Genomic DNA, 14,102 nt, shown 5'->3' with positions numbered 1-14,102 from the left:
GGGGCAAAAGTTTGTGTCATGGATATGAAACAGGAAAGGGCGGATGAAGTAAAAAATCTCATAGGACAAAAAGGCGGTGAGGCGATGGCTCAGGAGGTCGATGTCGCCGATCCTGAGCGTGTCAAAAATGCAATTGGCAAAACAGTCGAACATTGGGGCCGGCTCGATATTGTGTTTGCCAACGCCGGCATTAATGGGACAGTGTCGCCGATCGAAGACCTTTCACCGGAAGACTGGGATGAAACGTTAACAACGATTTGAAAGGAACTTTTCTTTTCACAAAATATTCAATCCCGCATATGAAAGGGCGGGGAGGCAGCATCATCATCACAAACTCGATCAACGGCAACCGTATTTTCTCCAACATCGGCATGTCCGCCTACAGCATTTCAAACGCCAGGCAGGTCGCGTTTATGAAAATGGCCGCATTGGAACTGGCGCGCTACAAAATCCGCGTCAATGCCGTCTGCCCGGATGCGATTGAAACAAATATCGAGCAAAATACAAACCGCACGGAGGAACTGGAAAAAGTGCAGATTCCGGTTGAATTCCCGGAAGGCGACCAGCCGCTTGCCGCAGGGCCGGGCAAACCAGAACAAGTGGCGGACCTTGTCTTGTTCCTTGCTTCCGATGATTCCAACCATATCAGCGGAACGGACATTTATATTGATGGGACCGAATCGCTGCCGAGAGGATAAAGGCCGCTCCTCCGTTTTGCCTCCAAGAAAAAATTTAACCGAAAGGCGAGCATCGCGGATAATTACATGAAAAAAGGGCAGTCCCAAAAGCCGATAACAGCCTAAGGGGCCCCTTTTAACAAAGCTATATGATCAAAAATTTTGACGATCGCAAAATTCACGTTTTTTCCTTACTTGACGCGAGCCTCCCCGCCCGATACATCAGCACGAGGAGGCTCTTCTTGCTCGCTTTTCCCGCTGGAGTCTCAGAAATTAGCGATCATCGTATGATCCCGGCTTTTTAAAAGCATTCGGGACAGTTTTTTTCCATTTACCGTTAAAAAGGATAAAAAATAAAAGTGACGATGCCGACAACGATACCTGTAATGATGCCGAAAAAAACTTCGGCAGGTTTGTGCCCCAAAAGTTCTTTCAGCTGCTTTCTCGATTCCGCATTTTTCATGTCCGGGTCTTTCAATGTTTCCAAAAGGCGGTTAAAATCCGCAATCAGCTGGTTTAATACTTCGGCATGGTAACCGGCCTGTCTGCGCACACCAGTTGCATCGTAAATGACAATCGAAGAAAAAATAAGGCTGATCGCAAATGCATTCGAGTAAAATCCCGAAGTCAAGCCGATTGCAGTCGTTAAAGCAATCACCATTGAAGTGTGGGAACTAGGCATCCCTCCCGTGCTGAATGCGAGCCTCCAATTGAATTCCCCGGACGTCACCAAATGGATCGGGACTTTTATGATTTGCGCCGCGAGCATGCCTAAAACTGCGGCCAAAATCGGATAAGGTAAAAACATTTTGCCTCCTGTTCCTTTATCGTTAATGAATGAACGTGATATAAGCGAAAAGCTTTTTTTATTTTTTTCCTTTTACGTTGCAAATAAACAAGCGGAATGGTCAAACGCCACCTCCCCATTTCTTTTCATTATATCTTTTGAAAACAAAACAAAAAATTTATTAAACAGGAAGCTGGCTAATGATTAAAGAAACATGGATGCCAGCTTTGAAACAGCAGTGCCGATCCATTTCAGGAATACTGCGAAAATCCCGAACAAATAAATACCGGAGACAAAAATAAAATCGGCAATCAAAAGGCTGGCGGCAGCCTGGGTAATAAACGCAATAAACTGTTTCGGATTTTTCTTTGCTTTAAACGTGAACCTGGAATTCCAATAGTAGCTGTTTAACACAGCCAGGCCATATGCAACCGAATTCCAAAATGCAAGCCAAAACGGCTGCTTTGAAGGGAAAAAGGAAAGGAAACCGTACAGCACCCTAAGGTCAATCAGTGCGCAGCTCCCCCCCGACAATACAATATTTTCCATATTGAATGATTGTGTTTCTCATAGCATTTTTAGTTTTTCCCCGGACATTTTTCTGGAAAATGCACAGCCTTTTACTGTTTCCTTATAGAAAGCAAGCAGCTGGCGGGACGGGGCATCCCAGCCAAACTTCCGGGCTGCTTCCCGGGCATTTTTGGATAGCCGGCGGCGAAGTTCGTCATCCTTTAGTGTTGTAACCTGCTGAATGAAGTCATCCGGAATGTCCGGATGATACAGCAAACCTGTGCGGCCGTGGGTGACCTGTTCTTTTGTAGGCCCGCTTTCAGCCGCAACAACGGGCAGCCCGGACGCCATGGCTTCCAGCAGGACAAGGCCGAGCGTTTCCGTTGTCGAAGGGAAGACAAAAATATCCGATGATGCATAGGCACTTGCCAGTTCTTCCCCATGGAGAAAACCGGTAAAAACGGTTGGCGTGCCTTTAAAATAATTTTCGAGATAATTCCGGTGCGGACCGTCGCCGACAATTGCCAGACAAAAATCATCGGACAGGTCCAGTACTTCGCGGATCTTTTCGATGCCTTTTTCTGGTGCGAGCCGGCCGACATAAAGCAGCAGTTTTTTATCAGTCTTCCTTGCAGTTAAACGTGTTCGCATCTTTGCATTGAAGCGGTCTGGACCGAACAACCCGGTGTCCACCCCCCGTTTCCACAGATGCACATTTTTAAATTTTTTTCCTTCCAATTCCTTTAATACCGACATGGATGTGCACAAATTCAAATCGGCACGGTTATGCAGCAACCTGAAATACCACCATAAAACCGGTTTTAAAAATGGAAGATGGTAATAATCGGCATATTTTGGCACTTCCGTATGGTAAGAAGCAATTAATGGGAACTTTAAGCATTTTGTATAATAAATACCGGTGGCGCCAAGCAGCGCAGGATTTACGATATGGACAAGATCCGGCCCGAATTCGAGCAGGTACCTTTTGACTTTCTGGGAAAGAAAGGCAAACTTTTTATCCTTATAGAGAAAAAATGTGTGGGCTGGAACACCCGCTACAGGTATCCCTTCAAAATTGGATACGCCCAGATCCGGTGCAATTACGAGCACCTCATGTCCATGCTGTTTCAGCCAACGGATCGATGCACAAAGGCGTGTGACGATCCCGTCCGTTGACGGTAAAAATGTCTCCGTAATAATCGCGATTTTCATAACCTCTCCCGCTTTCTGTTACCATTTCACATCCGGCATTATTTTTTCCATTACCACACGGTTTTTATATTCAACCACAGTCAGCAAAATGCCACGTAGCACGTCATCCGTTAATAAATGCGGCTTGAGGCCGAGGTCTACGAGTTTTGTATGGGCGGCATGATAATAATGCTCTTCTTTTTCCTTTCTCGGATTTTGAATATGGTCTATTGTTGCCTGAATGCCTTCATGTTCTGCCACTCGTTTCACTTTTTCGGCAAGATCAAGGATCGAGAATTCTTCCGTAAACTGGTTGAACACACGGAATTCCCCTCTGTCTGCCGGATTATTGGCTGCGATCTCTATGCAGCGGACGGTATCTTTAATGTTTAAAAAGCCGCGCGTCTGGCCTCCTGCACCATATACGGTTAAATTGTGCCCGACCGCCGCCTGGATGAGGAAACGGTTTAAAGCTGTACCGAATACGCCGTCATAGTCGAGGCGGTTGACAAGGACAGGATCAAGCTGTGTTTCATCCGTATGCAGCCCGTAAACGACCCCTTGGTTCAAATCCGTCACGCGCAGTCCCCAGTTTTTGGTGGCAAACATTAAATTATGGCTGTCATGGACTTTCGATAAATGGTACATGGAACCAGGCTGTTTCGGATACGGGAGCATATCTTCCCGGCCGTTGTGAGAAATCGTAATATAGCCTTCTTCAATATCAATATTCGGCTGCCCGTATTCGCCCATCGTGCCGAGTTTAATAATATGGCAGTCCGGCACAAGTTCCTTTACGGCATAAATTAAATTTAAAGTTCCAACGACATTATTCGTTTGGGTAAATACGGCGTGTTCCCGGTCGATCATGGAGTAAGGCGCAGACCTTTGCTCCGCAAAATGAACAAACGCATCTGGACGCTCCTGCCGCATCACTTCCCTTAAAAAGTCAAAATGGGTCATATCCCCCAAGTATGTATTGATTTGTTTGCCGGTCAATTCGAACCAGCGCTGCGTCCGTTCTTCAAGTGTGAAAATCGGGGTGAGCGAATCGACGCCGAGTTCCCGGTCCCATTTGCGCCGGATCAGACTGTCAATGATGGCGACATCATGCCCTTGTTTGGATAAATAAAGTGCTGTCGGCCAGCCGCAAAATCCGTCCCCGCCTGCAACGATAATTTTCATAATGCTTCCTCCTAAAGATGTAAAGATGAAATCATATAAAATGACATAAAGATAGATAGCCAGGTTCATTATGTTTTATCATAAACATAAAAAATTAATAACATATTAAAATCGCTGTCAGAGGCGTTAACGGACTTTTGGCTCCATTTTTCCACCGTAATAGCCTTTACACCCTTACTAACGGACATTTCTGATCCGATTTTCCGCCAAAATGTTCTTTACATTCTTTCTTTTCGCACTGTAATGCTTTCCGATCAGTTTCTGCCGTATCGTTATTTCTGTCGGAGTGCAGGCCGGTTGATAGAAAAAAGGGTTAACGGATAATCAGTTTTTCCGCTTACTGCCAGCTGGCTGAGGATTTCCCCTATGGCGCTGGCAAACTTAAAACCGTGGCCCGAAAACCCGGCAGCAACAATGACATGGGGCAATTCCGGATGCGTATCAATGACAAAATGTTCATCAGGCGTTTTCGTGTACATGCACACTTTCCCCTGTTTTAAGCTGCCCGCCGCCTTTGGCATGTATGTTTCCAAAAAGCCGCGGATATCCCCTTCATCTTCCGGATAAATGCCGAATTCCCGGTTGATTGTATCCGGGTCTGCTGCCTGCCCGTAATCATGGCGGCCGATTTTTACCCCGCTCCCGTCAAAGCTCGGGAAGCCGTAGTACATTCCTTCAGGGCTTTCCGCGGTAAAAGCCGGGAAAACGCCCGCATTGAACAACGCTTCGTCCGCTTCAAACCAGCCGACCGTTTGCCGGGTAGGTTGAAGCGGCAAGTCAAGCCCCAGTTTTGATAAAAGCTTTCCATTCCAGGCGCCGCCGCTTATGATTACCTTTTGAGCCGTAAACGTGCCGCGGGGCGTTTTTACAATGGCGGACCGGTCATCCGCCTTTAAATCTTCCACGCGTGTATTTGTTAAAAGGGTTGCTCCGTTTGCCTCCGCAAGCTTCCGGTATGCGCAGATGCAGTTTTCAGGAAACAGCACACCCGAATCCGGTTCAAAAACGGCGCGGTAATGGTCCGGAACTGCAACGCCCGGCCAGCGTTTCTTCACTTCAGCGCCATCCATCATTTCAATCAGCAGTCCGTATGTTTTTGCGCTGGCAACCGCTTCGTCAAGAAATGCCGAAAGGCCTTCCGGGCTGAAACTAAGCACACCGGTCTTGTCAAAAATTTTTTCTTCCGATCGTTGTTCCAGCTCGTTCCACAACGTTTGCGCCCGCAGCACAAGCGGAACGTAATCCCGCCCTTCTCCGTATGCATGCCGGATAATCCTTGTGTCGCCATGGTGGCTTCCTGAAGTATGCGGCGGGTCAAAAGCATCAATCATGAGTGTTTTTACACCTTGCTTTGCCAAAAAATATCCGGCCGCCATTCCCATTGAGCCGGCGCCGACAATGATCACATCGTAATGTTTCTCCATGTTTTTCCCTCATTTAAAAAAATCTTATATCATTTAGTCTATTTGAAATGTTGAATACTTACAAGCTGCAATGGAAAAGAAAAATGCCATTTTCAATAAATGGCATCCTCTACGACCAAATCGTTTTCCGCAAAGCGTTCCACTCGCAAAGGGGTCAGATCGATCGTGTCATACTTTCCGGTCCGAATGAGTTCCGACAGCCCTTTCCCGACTGCCGGCGCCTGCTGCATGCCGTGGCCGCTGAAACCGAATGCGGTGAAATAGCCTTTTAATTGCGGGTGCTCCCCGATGATCGCATTATGGTCCTCCGTATTGTAATCGTACAGCCCGGCCCAGCCGCGCTCTACTTTTGCTTTTTCAAAATTTGGGATGCGGCGGGTGAGAATCGGCCAAATCTGCTCCTCAAATTCGGTTCGTCTCCAGCTGAAATCGATTTTTGACCCGGCATCTTGCCCGTAGCCCGCGATATATTTTTGCCCTTCATTCCGGAAATAGGCGCCAGTCGGGTCCATCGTAAGCGGCAAATGTTTTTCAAGCGGATTTTCCACATCAAATAGGAAAATCCGTCTCGGCACCGGCACGACCGGCAGCGGAAGACCCGCTTTCCGGCTTAAACCGGATGCCCATGCTCCCGCACAGTTGACCACTACCGGCGCATAAAATTCCCTGCTGTCTGTAAGCCGCACACCTTTGATCCGTCCGTGTTCCGAAAGAAAGCCGTCCACTTCTTCATAAATATATTCCGCCCCTAAATGTTTTGCATTCTTGATATATCCATGCATGACGGAATAAGGGTCCAAATAACCGCTTTCCGCACAGAAAAGCCCGCCTGCAAGATCTTCCGTATTTAACTCGGGAATAAGCTTTAGCAGTTCCCCCTTCCCGAGGAGTTCCGAAGAGACGCCGTTTTGGTGCTGGATTTTCAAATGCTCCTGGAATTTCGGCATCATTTTTTCAGTTGCCAGAAATAAATACCCGAGCTGTTTAAAATCAATTTCAAATGTTTCTGTGCCGATCGCCATATTCCGGGCAAAATTTTTATAAAACTGCAGACCGAGCCGGCTCATTTTAATATTGATATCGGTTGTATAAAGCTGCCGGAAACCGCCCGCGCTCCTCGGCGTCGAGGCAAATTCGTATGTGCCGTCTTTTTCAAAAACAATGATTTTCCCGGTAAAGCCGTCCTTCAGCAAATGATACGCCACGCTTGAACCGATAATCCCCCCGCCTACGATGATTATATCCACTTGATTTTTCATACCGGACCCACCTCTAGTTGTTGTCAATTTGGGCGCGCTGCAATTTCCCGCTGAAATCGACATATACGGCTTTCCATTCGGTGTACACATCCAACGCCGCCGGGCCGGAATCGCGGTGGCCGTTGCCCGTTCCTTTTGTCCCACCGAACGGCAGATGGATCTCGGCTCCTGTCGTACCGGCATTAATGTAGACAATCCCCGTATCCAAATCGCGCATTGCCTGAAATGCTTTGTTGACGTCTTTCGTAAAAATCCCGCTCGATAAGCCGAATTCGACGCTGTTGTTGACCGCGATGGCTTCTTCAAGGCTTGAAACCGGGATAATCGAAACAACCGGGCCGAAAATTTCTTCCTGCGCAATGGTCATTTGCGGGTGGACATCCGTAAAAATCGTAGGGGCGTAGTAAAACCCTTTTCCGTGTAAAATCCGGCCGCCCGTGAGCAGTTTTGCGCCTTCTTTTTTCCCGGTTTCCACATACTCATGGATCCGATTGAGTGCCGCGGCATTAATCACCGGGCCGACCGCAACCGTTTCGTCCAAGCCGTCCCCAATCTTCAGTTCCGCCGTGCGCCGGACAAGTTTTTCTTCTAAAGCATCTTTTATTTTTTCGTGGGTAATGATTCTGCTCGTTGCCGTACATCTTTGCCCGCTTGTGCCGAATGCCCCCCAGAGGATGCCGTCGACCGCCAAATCCAGATCCGCATCATCCATAACAATGACCGCGTTCTTCCCGCCCATTTCAAGCGAAGTCCGTTTAAGTAAGCTCCCGGCACGTTCGTTGATTTTTCTGCCGACCTCATTCGAGCCTGTAAAAGAAATGAGATCAATCCCGGAATGTCCCACCATCGCTTCGCCAACGACCGAACCGGAGCCGTTGACAAGATTGACGAGTCCTTTCGGTAGCCCGGCTTCTTCGTAAATTTTTACAAACGCACACGCTGTGGCCGGCGTTTCTGTCGCCGGTTTCCAAACAACCGCGTTCCCGGTTACAAGTGCGGGGAGCGATTTCCATGAGGCGATCGCGATCGGAAAATTCCACGGCGTGATCAAACCGGCAATTCCGACCGGCACCCGCACGCTCATTGCAAATTTATTTTGCAGTTCGGACGGCATCGTGTCCCCAAACTGACGCCTCCCTTCCCCGGCCATGTAAAAAGCCATGTCGATCGCTTCCTGCACTTCCCCCCTCGCTTCGCTGATCACCTTTCCCATCTCACTTGTAAGCACGCGGGCGATCTGTTCTTTTTTCTGTTTTAAAAGTTCGCCGACTTTATATAAATAGTTGGCACGTTCAGGAGCGGGAACGAGCCGCCAGGACGCCTGCGCTTTTTTGGCGGCGCGGACGGCGCGGTCAAGGTCCGCTTTTCCGGACTGCGCCACTTCTCCTAATATTTCCCCGTTTGCCGGATTGATGACCGGGACAAACCGACCGGTGGAAGACGCGCACCATTCGCCGTCGATGTAATTTAAATATTTTTCCATGCTGTTTTACCCCCTTTAAAAATCGAGTTCTTGCCCAAGCTGAACCTGCACCGCTTTTTCATACACCGTTTCGGCAGCAATCAGGTCGAATAAAGCCATGCCCGTTGATTTAAACACCCGTGTTTGGGTAAAATCGGGCTTCACTTTTTGTGTTACAACTTTTGAAAAAGGGATGAACTGCGCTTCCGACAGCCAGCCTTTTTGAAGCGGGATTAGGATGTCCCCGCTTTCATTTACGGCGTCATGCGAGTCGATAAACATTTGCTTGAGGTTTTGCAGTAAATGTTCCGGAAATTCGCGCATATGCGGCATGTAGGAACCGATGCCGATGATAAGTTTTCTTTGGTAAAGGTCCGCTTCCGGCAGCACGGGCGTTGCGGAAGTGGTAGCGGTAATGATGATATCGGATTTTTGGACAAGGTCTTGGGCGGTTTCGGCTGTGTGGATCGGAATGTTTTTGATGTATGCTTTTAAGTTGCGTATAAAATGGGGAATTTTAGAAGATGAACGGTTGAATAAAAAAATTTCCTGAATCTTGCAGACGGCACAGACGGCGATGATCTGGTATAAGCCTTGGTAGCCCGTGCCGATCAGCCCGACGGATTTAGCTTCATCCGATGCAAGGAATTTTGCTGCTGCCCCGCCGAGCGCCCCGGTCCTGAGAGCAGTTAAAACCGTGCCGTCCAGGAGCGCTTTGACGGCGCCGTTTTTGCTGTCGACCAAAACAACCGCGCCCTGGGTCACCGGCCGGTCTTTATTTTCCGGAAAGACTGTGACAATTTTTGTTCCGGCCGCCCGGTCCGAGCTGCACGGCATGAAAAGGACCGAGTTGTTTTGGATGGTGAAATGGCTGCGCGCGTGCATTTGAAAATCATTATCTTCATAGACCACATATGCTTTTTCGACGGCTGCGATCATATCTTCTATCGCGGCCGCTTTGAGGATATCTTTTTCATTCAGGAAAAGCAATACTGCACCTCCCCGTTTTTTTAAATATATGATGAACGGGAAAGCGATATTCAGCAGCAAAAAAACGCCCAAGCCAAAAGTGGCTGGACGCTTTTTTCAAGATGGAGCATAGCGGGTTCGAACCGCTGACCTCTTGCATGCCATGCAAGCGCTCTCCCGGCTGAGCTAATGCCCCGTGAATTGTAAGATAAGGTTGGGAATGGAGCATAGCGGATTCGAACCGCCGACCTCTACAATGCGAATGTAGCGTATTGTTTACGGTCTACCCCAACCTTATATGAAAATTGCTGTTATATCAACGTTTTTCCGATTGCCTGCCTGATCTAGTTTGCCTTTTTATGGGCAACTTTGAACAATTTGGGCGACAACTGGGCGACAACTAAAATATATCAGATGGATTGCATTTTGGCAATAGCTTTTGAAAAAAATATTTTGTTGATATAAGAATCAAAATTACACTGTATCCCCATTATTTCCGTTCCCCTCTTCAATATGTGCTGATTATACTGTAAAATAGCTTCGAAGGGAGAATGAAAATGAAAAATTTTAGGTTGAAAGTCTTAGTTGTGCTTGCTTTGTTGCTGTCTTTGGTAGCGTTACCACAAAGCCCGGACGCGGCAACAAAGAAAATGTATGTCCACTACATAAACGTTGGACAGGGTGACTCGATTTATATTAAGGCACCAAACGGAGAGGACATCATAATTGATGGCGGCCGTGACGGAAACAAAGTAGTATCATATTTAAAACGGCAACATGTCGGTGACATTGAAGTGATGATCGCGACACATCCAGATGCCGATCACATCGGCGGATTGGACGAGGTCTTAAAAGCATACAAAGTCAAATCTTTTTATGCTCCAAAAGTGTCCAACAGCACCCAAACTTATGCTAATTTGCTGAGAGCCGTTAAAAATGAAGGCTTGAAAGCAAAAACAGCTACGAAAGGCGTAAGTTTGCCTGTAAAAGGCGCCTCGGCGAAATTCGTCGGACCGGTAAAAAGTTACAGCGATTTAAATGACAACAGCGCTGTTTTGCGGGTACAGTATGGCAAAAAGTCATTCTTGTTCACGGGCGACGCTGAATTTAAAGCCGAAACGGACATGATTAAGTCCAAACAATATTTACGATCGGACGTTTTAAAAGTTGGTCATCACGGAGCTAAAACGTCCACAAGTACCGCTTTTTTGCGGGCTGTTAAACCTGCCTACGCCGTAATAAGCGTTGGTAAAGGAAACAGATACGGCCACCCTACCGCCGACACGCTTAATCGCTTAAAAACTGCGAAAGTAAAGATTTTTCGCACGGATAAACAAGGCACGATCGTTGCAAACACAGATGGGAAAAATTTAAGTTTTAACACAAAGCCGGTTAACACGCCTACCACCAGTTCAACGGCAAAGGCATCATACAAGTTGTCTGCATCTCTAAACAACACAAAACCAAAGCAATACAGTACGATTTATTTGACTGTTAAAGGACTCCCGAACGGAACAAAATATAAAGCTGTTTGCCATTACAAGTCGACAAATACGACATACAATGGTAAAATCGGCTCAAAACTGCCTATTAAAATTAGCCGTGCTGCCAAGGGATATAAAGTAAAAGTGGATGTCTCGGCAAGTTACAAAGGTAAAACATACAAAACGCAAACGTCATTTACGCCGAGGTGAAGAGAGTGAAACGGTATATTATCGATCATTTTGAAGGTGAAAAATTTGCGGTTTGTGAGGATGAAAACCTGAAACTGGTGGACATTAAAAGAAGCGAGTTGCCTAAAAACGCTAAAGAAGGCGATGCGCTGATTTATGAGAATGGCAAGTATAAAATTGACAAAAAACGCACAGAAGAAATGAAGAAAGAAATTGAAAAACTGATGGATGATGTGTGGGAAGATTAGAGAAACTCCCCTTCCCATCCGTAAAAATAGAGCAGACCAACCACCTGCTCTATTTTTGTGCAGGCAAATAAAAGAGGGGATGGTTATTTGAAAAAATACAAAAGCCTGCTAGTGCAGATCCCGCTTTTTTCGGGATTTTTTATTTTTTTTTACAAAAAGCACTTGCCTTTTAACCTTTTAAGGTTTATAATAAAGACATAAACAAGAGGGAGGAATCAATGATGAACAGCTTATCAATGAAGGTGCTTATGAATAACGCGTGGAAGATTGCTCACAACGGTGTGAAACGTTTTGGGGGTAAGGCTACTGACTACATCGCTGAAGCAATGAAAATTGCGTGGAAATTGTACAAAGAATTGAAAGCTAAGAAAGGCGGCCGCATCGCTGCTATCGCTCCTTGGTTCGTACGCAAAACTTTTGGCCATGAAAGCATGGTACAGCAGATCGCTGGATCAACTTACAATGTATTAAAAGAAACAGAAAAGGCTTTTTATATCGAAGCTGTAGCACATGAAGGCGGAATTGATATCGTGAATAAGTTTTGGGCACCGAAATCTGTTTGTATTTGAGGGATAAGCAATGAAAAAGAATGACGTCGATTTGATCGGAAAGACATTCTATGATTTGACGGTTAAATCCAAACACACCGAAAAACTTTACAACGAGATCACATGGGTTTGTAAGTGCGTTTGTGGAAACACAACCTATGCGACTACCGGGCAGTTGCTCCGCGGTCATAAAAAATCCTGCGGGTGCCGACGCAAACGAACGCCGAAAAACGCCTTGGATTTAGCCGGGAAAAAGTTTGGAAGGTTGACGGTTATCCAGAGATCCGGGACATCAGAAAACGGCCGGGCTTTATGGCTATGCCAGTGTGAGTGCGGAAATACAATCGAAACAAGCGCAACGACATTGCGGCGCGGCGAAGCGACGTCGTGCGGCAAATGCCTGATTGATAAGCGTATCGAGCATGCCCGTGAAGACTTGATGATCAATAAAACAATTGACGGTGTGCCAGTACCCCTACTCACCAAAAAAGTGCGCAGCGACAGCAGAACTGGGCACAAGGGCGTCCATAGGCGTATCCGCAAAGGCAAAGAAAAGTTTGAAGTGTCCATTACTGTAAAAGGCAAAAGAATGCATATTGGCACATTTAACAAACTGGAGGATGCGATCAACGCCCGGAAGGCTGCTGAAAAGGAATACTTTGAACCATATATAAAAGCATTGGAGGAAAAAGAACGTGAAAGAGATTGACAAATACATGACAGTAAATGAGGCCGCCGAAAGGTGGGGAATTAGCAAGGAGACGATAAAAAGCCGGCTGAAGCCATCTCTCTATCCCGGCTCCCAAATAGACGACATGATTAATGCTGGCTTAATAAAGTACTATCAAAAGCCCGGAAACCAACGAAAAGAATGGATTATATCTGTCGGTGCGATGGAAAAATGGTTTGGGAGGAAAAAATAAATTTATTACTTTTTATATTGACAATAAACCCTACAAGGTTTATAATAAGAATATAAACAAGGAGGTAATAAAAATGATCAACATCGAAAAGCAATGTAAAAAAGCATTAGAAAAATTCGAAGGCGAGTTTTATTACATCGGTATCCGTTTTGAAGATAAAGAAAGAGAAATCGGCGAGATTTGTGAATGTAGCAAACATAACATTGATCGAGAAGATGAAAGAGAGTTTCCGGAATATGGAACTCCGGAATATGACGAAATGTTTAAATTGGACGGCACCAGCGCATGGAATCTTGAAATGTATCGAGATTTTGAAGGCGGATTTAACAGAGAACACTGCTACATAATTGGCGGTAATCAAATCGCCAATCAGGATGACGGACTAGACGATAACGAGATCGTAATTGTAAATGCTAAAGTCCTCGAAAAAATCTTTTAATCAATCTCCGGCCGGTTAAACGGCCGGTTAAAATAAAAATTGGAGGGATTGATATTGAAAGTTTTTTATGAAGATATTTTGGTTGGTGAAGTTTTGACAAACCGCTCTTTAATGGTGGATGAAGCGCTTGAATTGATTGGATTTGATGAAGAAAAGTTTATAGCTGACAACGGTTTTGATGACATTGACTACAATGATTTTAGACTGGAATATTAAACGATAATAGGCCCTCGCAACCTCCGCGAGGGCTTTATCTTTGCAGCAACGTCCTGGTGTAAATGAAGTTTACCCTGGATCCCGGTTAATTATTCGCCAGCGCTGCTTTCAGTTCTTCCAGCGTCATATCTCCTACTTTTTTCACTTCCGTAGCCGCTGTTTCTGTCACGTTTTCAACTGCTTGTTCATCTGTGGACGACACTTCTTCCTCGTCCGGATCCGCTTCTTCTTCCGCCGGTTCCTCATCTTCCACAGCTTCTTTCGCCGGAGCGTCCGCAAATGCAGCCATTTCTTTGTTGAGATCAGCCACCGCCGCTTCAATCAGCGCCTGAATATCGTCCGGCTCCAAGTTAATCTTAAACAGTTGGTAAGCCTTTTTCGCCAGATATTGAGACGCGGCACGATACTTTGCATTCCCTTCCCCTGCTGCCGGCAGCAGTTGTTCTGCGTATTTCACAGCGCGGGCAGCGATAGTTTCCAAGTGTTTCGATTGCAAAAATTTCTTTGCGTACCTTCCGGCGTAAGCTAGTACCGCCGGGATCCCTGCCAGAATGATCGCATAAACTGCTTGAATAATAGTGTGTAACATGT

Annotated in this window: 15 protein-coding genes, 2 tRNA genes and 2 pseudogenes; 8 read left to right on the top strand and 11 right to left on the bottom strand. The window is 46.3% G+C overall.

The window, feature by feature from the left end; genetic code table 11:
* A pseudogene (locus GBH70_RS07685) lies at positions 1-698 on the top strand (SDR family oxidoreductase); the annotation flags it as partial.
* Positions 699-1,014: 316 nt separating this feature from the next.
* Here the strand turns inward: GBH70_RS07685 and GBH70_RS07680 are convergent.
* From GBH70_RS07680 to GBH70_RS07635, 10 genes are all read right to left on the bottom strand, one after another.
* The gene (locus GBH70_RS07680) at positions 1,015-1,485 is read right to left on the bottom strand and encodes a divergent PAP2 family protein (RefSeq protein WP_151680492.1); all 471 of its coding nucleotides are present in this window, start codon (positions 1,483-1,485) and stop codon (positions 1,015-1,017) included.
* 183 nt (positions 1,486-1,668) lie between these two features.
* On the bottom strand, positions 1,669-2,013 hold the full coding sequence (locus tag GBH70_RS07675; RefSeq protein ID WP_151680491.1) for a GtrA family protein: 345 nt from the start codon (positions 2,011-2,013) through the stop codon (positions 1,669-1,671).
* 18 nt (positions 2,014-2,031) lie between these two features.
* Positions 2,032-3,186, bottom strand: coding sequence for a glycosyltransferase family 4 protein (locus tag GBH70_RS07670; RefSeq protein WP_151680490.1), 1,155 nt, complete (start codon positions 3,184-3,186; stop codon positions 2,032-2,034).
* 18 nt (positions 3,187-3,204) lie between these two features.
* Entirely contained in the window at positions 3,205-4,350 is a 1,146-nt protein-coding gene (locus GBH70_RS07665) for an NAD-dependent epimerase/dehydratase family protein (protein WP_151680489.1), read from the bottom strand.
* Between the two features lie 272 nt (positions 4,351-4,622).
* Entirely contained in the window at positions 4,623-5,774 is a 1,152-nt protein-coding gene (gene solA, locus GBH70_RS07660) for an N-methyl-L-tryptophan oxidase (protein WP_151680488.1), read from the bottom strand.
* Positions 5,775-5,866: 92 nt separating this feature from the next.
* Positions 5,867-7,033, bottom strand: a complete 1,167-nt coding sequence (locus tag GBH70_RS07655; protein WP_151680487.1) for an NAD(P)/FAD-dependent oxidoreductase — start codon at positions 7,031-7,033, stop codon at positions 5,867-5,869.
* Between the two features lie 13 nt (positions 7,034-7,046).
* Positions 7,047-8,516, bottom strand: a complete 1,470-nt coding sequence (locus GBH70_RS07650; RefSeq protein ID WP_151680486.1) for an aldehyde dehydrogenase family protein — start codon at positions 8,514-8,516, stop codon at positions 7,047-7,049.
* 15 nt (positions 8,517-8,531) lie between these two features.
* Positions 8,532-9,485 carry an ornithine cyclodeaminase family protein gene (locus tag GBH70_RS07645; RefSeq protein ID WP_151680485.1) on the bottom strand — a complete coding sequence of 318 codons (954 nt, stop codon included), beginning with the start codon at positions 9,483-9,485 and terminating at the stop codon, positions 8,532-8,534.
* A gap of 102 nt (positions 9,486-9,587) precedes the next feature.
* Positions 9,588-9,660: transfer RNA gene (locus GBH70_RS07640), tRNA-Ala, on the bottom strand.
* Between the two features lie 25 nt (positions 9,661-9,685).
* Positions 9,686-9,752: transfer RNA gene (locus GBH70_RS07635), tRNA-Ala, on the bottom strand.
* Positions 9,753-10,021: 269 nt separating this feature from the next.
* On the opposite strand from GBH70_RS07635, the pseudogene GBH70_RS07630 reads away from it, so the two are divergent.
* The 7 genes and pseudogenes from GBH70_RS07630 to GBH70_RS16715 all read left to right on the top strand — a co-directional run.
* Positions 10,022-10,849 (top strand): annotated as a pseudogene (locus GBH70_RS07630) (ComEC/Rec2 family competence protein); the annotation flags it as partial.
* Between the two features lie 314 nt (positions 10,850-11,163).
* Complete coding sequence (locus GBH70_RS07625) at positions 11,164-11,385, top strand: DUF3006 domain-containing protein (RefSeq protein WP_151680483.1); 222 nt, start codon at positions 11,164-11,166, stop codon at positions 11,383-11,385.
* A gap of 221 nt (positions 11,386-11,606) precedes the next feature.
* A complete protein-coding gene (locus GBH70_RS07620) occupies positions 11,607-11,954 on the top strand; it encodes a hypothetical protein (RefSeq protein ID WP_216643877.1) in 348 nt (115 codons plus the stop codon).
* A gap of 10 nt (positions 11,955-11,964) precedes the next feature.
* The gene (locus tag GBH70_RS07615; protein WP_151680481.1) at positions 11,965-12,642 is read left to right on the top strand and encodes a hypothetical protein; all 678 of its coding nucleotides are present in this window, start codon (positions 11,965-11,967) and stop codon (positions 12,640-12,642) included.
* Entirely contained in the window at positions 12,629-12,856 is a 228-nt protein-coding gene (locus GBH70_RS07610) for a helix-turn-helix domain-containing protein (RefSeq protein ID WP_151680480.1), read from the top strand. The genes GBH70_RS07615 and GBH70_RS07610 overlap by 14 nt, the downstream gene beginning before the upstream one ends.
* A gap of 73 nt (positions 12,857-12,929) precedes the next feature.
* The gene (locus GBH70_RS07605; RefSeq protein ID WP_151680479.1) at positions 12,930-13,295 is read left to right on the top strand and encodes a hypothetical protein; all 366 of its coding nucleotides are present in this window, start codon (positions 12,930-12,932) and stop codon (positions 13,293-13,295) included.
* A gap of 54 nt (positions 13,296-13,349) precedes the next feature.
* The gene (locus GBH70_RS16715; RefSeq protein ID WP_172968291.1) at positions 13,350-13,511 is read left to right on the top strand and encodes a hypothetical protein; all 162 of its coding nucleotides are present in this window, start codon (positions 13,350-13,352) and stop codon (positions 13,509-13,511) included.
* 85 nt (positions 13,512-13,596) lie between these two features.
* On the opposite strand, the gene GBH70_RS07600 is transcribed toward GBH70_RS16715, so the two are convergent.
* Positions 13,597-14,100, bottom strand: coding sequence for a phage holin, LLH family (locus GBH70_RS07600; RefSeq protein WP_110134064.1), 504 nt, complete (start codon positions 14,098-14,100; stop codon positions 13,597-13,599).
* Positions 14,101-14,102: the final 2 nt, after the last annotated feature.

The organism is Weizmannia acidilactici, from assembly GCF_008974225.1.
Taxonomy (GTDB): domain Bacteria; phylum Bacillota; class Bacilli; order Bacillales; family Bacillaceae_C; genus Weizmannia; species Weizmannia acidilactici.
This window is presented reverse-complemented; position numbering and strand designations above follow the sequence as displayed.